Genomic DNA, 9,793 nt, shown 5'->3' with positions numbered 1-9,793 from the left:
CGCACCGAAGTGCTAACCAGACCAAGGCTTCCTCTGCGGTCAATAAAAACAGTATAGTGAGCCAATGGTAGCCGAGTGACATGACGGATACTGGGCCAATACCTTACGAAGCACCTAAACAGACATATTTACGTTTACTTCACATACCTCAAGGCATCTTGTCGATGCCAATACCAATGCCGGATATGACATGCGCTACCCCACCAGCAAGCTACCCCATATCGGCCTGACCATTTTTTCACAGATGTCAGCACTGGCTGCAGAATACCAGGCAATCAACCTGTCGCAGGGGTTTCCGGATTTTGATGGCCCGGCTGAATTACTCAATGCTGCAGGCAAACATATCCAGGCTGGTGCTAACCAATATGCACCGATGTCCGGCCTGGCCACACTGCGCGACGCCATTGCTGATAAGGTACAGCGCTGTTATCAACGCAAGCTGAGCCCGGATACGGAAATAACCATCACTTCCGGTGCAACAGAAGCGATCTTTGCCGCGATCAGTGCTGTGGTCAGCAGTGGCGATGAGGTGATCGTATTTGATCCCGCCTATGACAGCTACGAGCCAGCCATTCGCCTCAATGGCGCTACCAGTGTACACATCGCCCTGGTGCCACCCGCATTTGAGATCGACTGGCAACAAGTGGAAGCGGCCATCACGCCACGCACCCGGATGATCATCATCAATTCGCCACACAATCCAACCGGAACCACACTGACCGAATACGACCTGGCGCGACTGGCGGCGATATTACAAGACACTGATATTGTTTTACTGTCAGATGAGGTCTACGAGCATATTATATTTGATGGTGCCAAGCACATGAGCGTCAACCGCCACGCCGAATTGGCAGAGCGGAGTTTTATTATCTCGTCGTTTGGTAAAACCTACCATGTTACCGGCTGGAAAATCGGTTACTGCGTGGCACCCAAGTCGCTAACCAAAGAGCTACAAAAGGTACATCAATACCTGACTTTCAGCTCCGCCACACCACTGCAGGCAGCCATTGCCGAATTTATGGTTGCCCACCCTGAATATGAGCAGCAACTTGGCGGCTTTTATCAGCAAAAGCGGAATTTTCTCAATCAGGCGTTAGCCGCAAGCCCATTCGACCTTACGCCTTCGGCGGGCACCTATTTCCAACTTCTGGATTATCGCAATGTTAGCGACCTGACAGACCTCGACTTCGTCAGCTGGTTATTGGAAAACGTCGGCGTAGCAGCTATACCACTATCACCCTTTTATAAAGGCGGTTATCAGACCGGTTTTATCCGACTCTGCTTTGCCAAGGGAGAAGCCACCTTGTCGGAAGCAACGGAGCGTTTATGCAAGATTTAACCATCAGCCTGGTACAAACCCATCTGCACTGGCAGGCGCCTGCACAGAATAGAGCCATGCTGTCTGAACATCTGCTGGCGCTAACCGGCACCACTGACCTGATTGTGCTGCCCGAAATGTTCACCAGTGGCTTTAGCATGCAACCTGAAGCCGTTGCCGAAACAATGGACGGTGAATCAGTCACCTGGTTACGTCATCAAGCCAAGACTACAGGCGCTGCCATCTGTGGCAGTATCGTCATGAAAACCACAGATGGCTTTCGTAACCGAATGCTATTTGTTACCCCCGCGGGTGACTGTTATCACTATGATAAACGCCACCTGTTTCGCATGGGGAATGAACATAAGCATTATCAATCAGGTAGCGAACGCACCGTGCTGACCTATAAAGGCTGGCGAATTCTGCCCCAGGTCTGCTACGACCTGCGCTTTCCGGTGTGGAGTCGCAATTTGAATGATTACGATCTCGCGATCTACGTTGCCAACTGGCCAAACCCCAGGAGAACTGCCTGGCGCACGCTACTGCAGGCACGCGCCATTGAAAACCAGTGCTACGTGGCCGGCGTAAACCGGACCGGTGAAGATGGCAACCAATATCAGTTTGATGGGGATAGCATGCTGGTTAATTTTCGCGGTGAAACCGAGCTTGATCTGGCAAACCAGCCGGTGCAAATTGCCAGCCGCACGCTGTCTGGCAGTGCACTACAACAGTTTCGTGAAGCATTTCCAGCCTGGCAGGATGCCGATACCTTTCGCCTGGATTAGCACTGCATAAAAAACCTCCACATGGAGGCTTTTTTACTTCAACCGGCTATCAGGGCATTGCTAAACTGCGCTTCTTCCCTGGAGGCGACCTCAAGGGATTGCAGCAGTAAACCGAGCACCGCCATCAAACGGTAGTCCACCAAAACCTTATCAAAGCGCCCCTCGGCAGATTCAGCCTTGGCACTCAAAAGCTCATTTTCAGAATCCAGCAGATCAAGCAAGGTGCGCTGTTCTATATCGATCTGATCCCTATAGGCGTCACGGTTTTTTTCTGCGGCGATGGCGCGTGTTTCCAAGTAAGACAAACTTGTAGCCAGCTGCTGTTAGCATTCCAGCTCAGCCTGATTACTTCATCCAGCTTGCGCCGCTGCACTCTGATGATCAATGCTAAACAGGTAAATCGTCAAGGCGGTATACATGTCCTGCCAAGCCCGCAACCCGATGTCAAAAATGTACGCAAGTTGCTGGCATCGATAAGATCATCGGCGTCTGCGACGGCCTGGAGGATGCCAACGCTAAAGTTATCCTGAACGGATAGCTCACAGAGGACACGCCTGTGTTTATCACTGAACCGAAAACAACAATCAGCTCACTGGTCATTACCAATAATTTGTCAGAAGTACCCAGGATGAGCCTCCGACCTGCACCGCACTGACCTCTCCACCATGAAGCATCACAGATCCCGCATACATCAGCCAGTGTGGCAGTCACTGATCTTCAGACGGTTTCATACAGATGCCTGCCAGCATGTTTAAAGGTCTTGATTGAGTGTTACTGGCTGGAAGAGCTTGCCTACGGCAATTGCAGCAGGCAGCAAACAGTCATTACACCTCTGTCGTGGTATAAAAACGGCGCAAGATAGTCGTCAGGGTGGTGCAATCTTCCACACCGGCCAGCTCACGGATTGAATGCATGGCAAACTGCGGCACCCCTACATCAAGAGTGCGCACACCTAACTCTGCGGCGGTAATCGGTCCAATGGTACTGCCACACCCCATATCACTGCGTACCACAAACGACTGTACCGGCAAACCATCCAGCTGAGCCAGATGGCGGAACAGTGCGCTGGTCTCGCTATTGGTGGCATAACGCTGATTGGCGTTGATTTTAATCACCGGTCCCGCGTTCAGCAGTGGGCCGTGGTTTTCATCATGCCGATCTGCAAAGTTAGGATGGATACCATGGGCATTATCGGCCGAAATCAGCACCGAGTGTGCCAGCATCCGGGCACGTGCTTCCGGCTCTGGCAGCATACGTTCCAGCACCTGTTTTAACATCGGCCCCTGAGCACCCGACGCACTCATACTGCCAACCTCTTCATGGTCGTTACACACCAGCAAGGTACCCATATCACTGTCCGCTTCCAGCAGTGCAGTCAGGCCAATAAAACAGCTCAACAGATTATCCAACCGGGCAGAGGCGATGAATGCCTGGTCCATTCCAATGCAGGCCGGTGGCTGAGTGTCGTAAAGGACGACTTCATATTCCAAAATATCTGTTACATCAGTGACACCTTGCGCGGCCAGTTGTGCCGTCAGCATCTGCTTAAAGTCGTGGGCTTCTGCACCCTGCCCCAGAATGACCGGCAGGTAAGTTTGCTCATTGATTGCGCGATTTTTGTTGGCTTCCCGATCCAGATGAATCGCCAGACTTGGAATGACCGCTATCGGGCGCTGAAAATCGATCAGGTTCTGACACCGCTGGCCAGCCGCATTCAGGTAACTGACCCGACCCGCCATCGACAGATCACGGTCAAACCATGGATTCAGTAACACACCACCATAAACCTCGACCCCCAACTGATGATAATCATTGCGGTGCAATTCAGGTTTCGGTTTAACTTTCAGGCAGGGCGAATCGGTATGCGCACCCACCATGCGCAACCCCGAGGTTTCCAGCGCAGCGGTTTTCGGTAAGGTCCAGGCAACCAGTGAAGAACCATTACGAGTGGTGTAGTAGCGACCGCCGGCCTGCATCTGCCAGGCCTCACTCTCGGGCAAAAAGGTATAGCCTGCACGTTGCAGACTTTGCGCCATATTCGCTGTGGCATGATAAGGCGTTGGTGAAGCCGCCAGAAACCCTTGTAGCTGTTGCAGAAAATCACTCATCAATCTATCTCTATTACTATTGCGCCGGTTGAAAATCTACCAATTCCACTTTGAAAATCAGCGTGGAGTTCGCCGGTATCTGATCAGACGGACTGGTTGCCCCATATGCCAACTCTGGTGGTATAAACAGTGTCCAGACGGCCCCTCTATTCATCATGCCAACAGCCTCAGTCCAGCCACGGATAACCCGATTCAGCGGAAACGTAGACGGCTCACCCCGCTGGTAAGAGCTATCAAACACCCCGCCATCCACCCGGGTTCCCTCATAATGCACAGTCACCAGGTCAGTGATGCCTGGATGCGGGCCTTCTCCGGGTTGCTCTATGCGGTATTGCAAACCACTGACGGTTACTTTCACCCCAGGTTGCTGTGCATTTTCCTGTAGAAACGCTTCACCCAGCTTGCGCGTATCATCATTCAGCGCTTTGTCTTTTAGCTGTTGTCTGAACGCCTCCTCTTCCGGGTTTTCACCACAGCCAGCCAAGAGGACCAGTACTAGCCCCAATATCCACCCCAAGCGATGAAAAGTCTGATTACGCATTGCAAAACAACCTTTTTAACAACAAGAGGTTGCAGTTTACATCAGGAAACCCCATGTCTACACTCAGAATCAGTAGTGTTGTCGCTGCCTGATAGCATATGGGAACCTGAGACCGGTTTTCCCTGTCCTAAATACGAACTTGTCCCGGAAGTCAGTCCAATTATGTCTACTATGTTATCTCCGCTGCGTTATCTAGCTATCCCTGTGCTGTGCCTGCTGCCGTTTGCCGCTGTTCAGGCGAAACTCGAAGCACAACCCATCCACAGCTCTACACTGGTGGAAATTGCTGAATCGCTAAAGCTAGGGCATTACAACCGCGTCAGCCTGAATGACGCGTTATCGGAAAAGATATTTACCCAGTATCTGCAAGACGTAGACCCCACCAAGAGCTACTTCCTGCAAAGTGATATTGACGAATTTTCCCGTTATCAGGCACTGTTTGACGATCAAATCCAATCAGGCGATCTATCGGTTGCTTACCTGATCTACAACCGTTTTCAGTCCCGCCTGGCAGAACGCCTGGATTTTATTATCGGCGAGCTTGAATCCGACATGGTGTTTGATTTCACTGTGCCAGAAACACTCAACAATGACCGCGAAAATGCGCCTTGGGCAAAAGATACGGCAGAACTGAATAGCCTCTGGCACCGGCGAGTTAAAAGTGCACTGTTAAACCTGAAGCTGGCGGATAAAACCGAAGATGAAGCGCGACAGGTCTTGCTGAAACGCTACAAAAACCAGCAACAACGCTCTAACCAGATCAAATCGGAAGACGTATTCCAGACCTTTGCCAACGCGTTCACAAAACAGTTTGATCCACATACACAGTATTTTTCACCCCGCAATTCAGAAAATTTCCAGATCAACATGAGCCTGTCATTGGAAGGCATTGGCGCTGTACTAAAAAGTGAAAATGAATTCACCCAAATTGTTCGACTGGTGCCCGCCGGCCCAGCCGATAAAACCGGACAGCTCAAAGCCGCTGACCTGATTGTTGGTGTCGCTCAAGGTGAGCAAGGCGAGTTTGAAGACGTAGTAGGCTGGCGCCTAGATGACGTGGTCGACCTGATCCGAGGCCCCAAAGACTCAGTTGTGCGACTGCAGGTAAAATCACCTGAGCGAGATAACGCCCCCGTTCGCGTGATACGCATCGTACGCAACAAAGTTAAATTAGAAGAGCAGTCAGCACAAAAACGTGTGCTGGAACTGAATCATTTCGATCGCAAATTTCGTCTGGGGATCATTGAAATTCCTGCCTTCTACATCGATTTTGCCGCCCTGCGTAATGGCGATGACAACTACAAAAGCACCTCACGGGATGTAGAACGCCTGATCAACGAACTGCAAACCGAAGAGATTGATGGTTTGATTATCGACCTGCGCAACAATGGCGGTGGTTCACTGCGGGAAGCCAATGAAACCGTCGGCCTGTTTATCAATCGGGGGCCGACCGTTCAGGTAAAAGACTCTACTGGTCGCATTGAAGTGTTGGGCGACCACGACCCTAAGTTGGCTTACGACGGCCCAATGGCGGTTCTGGTGAACCGGCTATCCGCCTCTGCATCGGAAATTTTTGCCGGCGCTATTCAGGACTATAACCGGGGTATCATCATCGGTGGCCAAACCTTTGGTAAAGGCACCGTACAGACCCTGCTGCCACTGAATCACGGCCAGCTAAAATTAACCAATGCTAAGTTCTACCGAATTTCAGGCGACAGCACGCAAAACCGAGGCGTACACCCTGATATCAGTTTCCCCACTTTGTATGACCCGGACATTATTGGAGAAAGTGCCCTAGACCAAGCATTGGACTGGGATACAGTACGCTCTGCCCCACATGGCGAATATATCGACATTAAGCCATTCCTCACAGAACTCGAGCAACGCTATCAGGCACGAACCGCCAATGATCCTGACTTCCAATATATGCGCGAGCAGATCGCACACCTGAAAGAGCAGAAAGAAGATGTGCTAATGCCCCTACAAGAGAGCGCACTTAAGCAACAGCGGGAAGCACTTGAGGGCTGGCAGCTTGAAGCAGAAAATCGCCGCCGAGCAGCGAAGGAACTTCCTCCGTTCGCCAGCCTGACAGAAGCCACTGATGCGCTGGAAACCGATGAACAGGGCAAACCCGTCAACCCGGAAGCTGAAGCGATGCTGACAGAAAGTGGACGAATTTTAATCGACCTACTCTACCTCACTTTAAAGTATTCCACTGCGAGTGCCGAATAAACCTACAATGACTGCGCCCATTGAAGGTACTGTATTGTGACCAAACGCACTGTGATACTGATTGTCCTCGCGCCTTTCGTGCTGATAATTTTATTAGCTGGCGGGTATTTAGTGGTTAAAAAAGCCGGTGGCCAGTACTCAGAGAATAAGCAACAATTTGAACAATTTGGTTTTAAGGTGATCCCCGGTAGCAAATACGAAGAGTCCACCGGGCTATTGGGCGGAAAGCAACTCCCGCCAACCTTCGGCGATGAAAAGCTAACGCCCGCGCAGCGCGTAATACGTGGCCTGATCCGCGATAACGAGCGTTTAATCGAAGATAAAAAAACACTGCAAAGCGAGCTCGAATCCCTACGGGAACAGGTCACCGAGTTACAGAACTACCGGCGTATGAATGAGCATTTCGCGCCCCTCAGCATGAACCAGCAACTGGCCGCTGTAGAACAACAGATGACAAAACTGTTGCAGGACAGCAAGGATGCCCGCCGCTTCAACACTGCCGAGCAACAGGCAATGGCGGCGGCAGTCAAACAGAAATACCATGATGTGATACGTAATCGCCGACTGATGCTCGATGACGAGCAGCGCCAGCAATTTGTGTCCCTCCAGCTGTCAGTTTATGCATTCTGTGTTGGGGACGGTATTCAGATCGCTGCCAATTCAGCGGATGAAACCCGCGCCATCCAGGAATACTTCGCCGACATCAGTGGCGAAACCAAGCTCTCTCCCCTGCTGTTGCAGGACCTGGAAACAGTTACCACCCCCTGCCAGCGACAGTTGGAACTGCAACTGGCCGATTTTCGCACCTCACCCTGATATTCAGCGTACAAAACACAGCAATTCCTTCTTTAACAGTGTTTTCTATACGGGAATTCTGTATAATGCGCGCTCATTTTCTATCCAGTTTGGGGTGATCCCGGCCTTAGCCCCCTGACCGGATAAACGACTAACCCTGCAAGCCGGTTATTGCAGGCAGAAGTGCTGCGATCTTCGTAGCCTTTTTAAATAGGACTAATTCATGAGCGAAAGCTTTGCAGATCTGTTTGAAGAATCCCTTCAGTCTCTGGATATGACTCCAGGCAAATTGGTAGTGGGCGAAGTTGTTGATATCGACAGCGACTGGGTAACCGTTCACGCCGGCCTGAAATCCGAAGCCATCATTCCACGTTCCCAGTTCCTGAACGATGCGAATGAGCTGGAAATCAAAATCGGTGACGACGTTAAAGTTGCGCTGGAAGCGGTAGAAGATGGTTTCGGTGAAACCCGTCTGTCCCGTGAAAAAGCCAAGCGCGCTGAAGCATGGGAAGTTCTGCAGTCCAAATTTGATGCTGAAGAAACTGTTAAAGGTTACATCAGCGGTAAGGTTAAAGGCGGTTTCACCGTCAGCATCAACAACATCCAGGGCTTCCTGCCAGGTTCTCTGGTTGACGTGCGTCCAGTACGCGACGTTGACCACCTGGAAGGCAAAGAGCTGGAATTCAAACTGATCAAACTGGATCCTAAGCGTAACAACATCGTTGTTTCTCGTCGTGCGGTTCTGCAGGAAGCTAACTCTGCACAGCGCGATGAACTGCTGGCGACTCTGGAAGAAGGCCAGGAAGTTAAAGGTTTCGTTAAGAACCTGACTAACTACGGTGCCTTTATCGATCTGGGTGGTGTAGACGGCCTGCTGCACATCACCGACATGGCTTGGAAACGTATCTCTCACCCATCTGAAATGCTGAACCCAGGTGACGAGATCACAGTTAAGATCATCAAATTCGACAAAGAATCTGGTCGTATCTCTCTGGGTCTGAAACAGCTACATCAGGATCCATGGTCCCTGATCAAAGACCGTTACCCAGCTGGTGCCAAGTGCTCCGCTCGCGTAACCAACCTGACTGACTACGGCTGCTTCGCATCTATCGAAGACGGCGTTGAAGGTCTGGTTCACGTGTCTGAAATGTCCTGGACTAACAAAAATATCCACCCATCCAAAGTGGTTCAGATTGGTGACGAAGTAGAAGTCATGATCCTGGATGTGGATGAAGAGCGTCGCCGTATCTCTCTGGGTATCAAGCAGTGTGCTGACAACCCGTGGGTATCTTTCGCTGAATCTTTCGCGGCTAACGACAAAGTTACCGGCACTATCAAGACCATCACAGACTTCGGTATCTTCGTAGGTCTGCAGGATGATCTGGACGGCCTGGTTCACATGTCCGACATCACTTGGGAAGCCGATGCTGAAGCTGCACTGCGTCAGTTCAAGAAAGGCGAAGAAGTTGAAGCGGTTATCCTGTCTATCGATGCAGAGAAAGAGCGTATCTCTCTGGGCATCAAACAGCTGGAAAGCGATCCATTTACTGAGTACGCAGCGGCCAATGACAAAGGTACCATCGTCAAGGGTAAAGTTGCTGCAGTAGATGCTAAAGGCGCTACCGTTGAGCTGGCTGAAGGCATCGAAGGCTACCTGAAAGTCTCCGAGATCTCTGCTGATCGCATCGAAGACGCAACGACTGCTCTGAGCGTTGGCGACGAAGTTGAAGCTAAAATCACTAACGTTGACCGTCGCAACCGTGGCATCACCCTGTCTATCCGTGCCAAAGATCAGGCTGATGAACAGGCTGCCATCTCTGCTGTACGTAACACAGAAGTTGAAGTTGCAGGTCCGACCACCATCGGTGATCTGATCAAACAGCAGCTGGACAACCAGAAGTAAGATGAAGTCCAGGCTGGCAACAGCCGCTTCATAAAAAAACCGCAGTCAGTGATGGCTGCGGTTTTTTATTGCTTAATAGCGATAAAGTACTCGGTTTTACACTCTACCACC

Annotated in this window: 8 protein-coding genes; 5 read left to right on the top strand and 3 right to left on the bottom strand. The window is 51.0% G+C overall.

What is annotated here, in order from left to right:
* The first annotated feature begins 190 nt into the window (after positions 1-190).
* Together ACFVYJ_RS01165 and ACFVYJ_RS01160 are read left to right on the top strand one after the other, a co-directional pair.
* Complete coding sequence (locus tag ACFVYJ_RS01165; protein ID WP_419414349.1) at positions 191-1,339, top strand: methionine aminotransferase; 1,149 nt, start codon at positions 191-193, stop codon at positions 1,337-1,339.
* Positions 1,327-2,103: an amidohydrolase gene (locus ACFVYJ_RS01160; RefSeq protein WP_419414348.1), complete on the top strand. Its 777-nt coding sequence runs from the start codon at positions 1,327-1,329 to the stop codon at positions 2,101-2,103. The genes ACFVYJ_RS01165 and ACFVYJ_RS01160 overlap by 13 nt, the downstream gene beginning before the upstream one ends.
* Before the next feature lie 38 nt (positions 2,104-2,141).
* Here the strand turns inward: ACFVYJ_RS01160 and ACFVYJ_RS01155 are convergent, their stop codons facing one another.
* From ACFVYJ_RS01155 to ACFVYJ_RS01145, 3 genes are all read right to left on the bottom strand, one after another.
* Positions 2,142-2,408, bottom strand: coding sequence for a hypothetical protein (locus tag ACFVYJ_RS01155; protein ID WP_419414347.1), 267 nt, complete (start codon positions 2,406-2,408; stop codon positions 2,142-2,144).
* A gap of 519 nt (positions 2,409-2,927) precedes the next feature.
* A complete protein-coding gene (locus tag ACFVYJ_RS01150) occupies positions 2,928-4,211 on the bottom strand; it encodes a M18 family aminopeptidase (RefSeq protein WP_463254755.1) in 1,284 nt (427 codons plus the stop codon).
* Positions 4,212-4,227: 16 nt separating this feature from the next.
* Positions 4,228-4,752 (bottom strand): FKBP-type peptidyl-prolyl cis-trans isomerase, encoded by a 525-nt coding sequence (locus tag ACFVYJ_RS01145; RefSeq protein WP_419414345.1) that lies wholly within the window; start codon positions 4,750-4,752, stop codon positions 4,228-4,230.
* A gap of 162 nt (positions 4,753-4,914) precedes the next feature.
* On the opposite strand from ACFVYJ_RS01145, the gene ACFVYJ_RS01140 reads away from it, so the two are divergent.
* From ACFVYJ_RS01140 to rpsA, 3 genes are all read left to right on the top strand, one after another.
* Positions 4,915-6,984, top strand: a complete 2,070-nt coding sequence (locus ACFVYJ_RS01140) for a carboxy terminal-processing peptidase (protein WP_419414344.1) — start codon at positions 4,915-4,917, stop codon at positions 6,982-6,984.
* A 36-nt stretch (positions 6,985-7,020) separates the two neighbouring features.
* The gene (locus tag ACFVYJ_RS01135; protein ID WP_419414343.1) at positions 7,021-7,800 is read left to right on the top strand and encodes a hypothetical protein; all 780 of its coding nucleotides are present in this window, start codon (positions 7,021-7,023) and stop codon (positions 7,798-7,800) included.
* A gap of 202 nt (positions 7,801-8,002) precedes the next feature.
* Entirely contained in the window at positions 8,003-9,682 is a 1,680-nt protein-coding gene (gene rpsA, locus ACFVYJ_RS01130; protein WP_419414342.1) for a 30S ribosomal protein S1, read from the top strand.
* Positions 9,683-9,793 lie beyond the last annotated feature (111 nt).

The organism is Pontibacter sp. JAM-7 (assembly GCF_048548695.2).
In the GTDB taxonomy this organism is placed as follows: Bacteria; Pseudomonadota; Gammaproteobacteria; order Pseudomonadales; family Balneatricaceae; genus Neptuniibacter.
The sequence above is the reverse complement of the archived record's forward strand: the minus strand, read 5'-3'. Positions and strand labels throughout refer to the sequence as shown.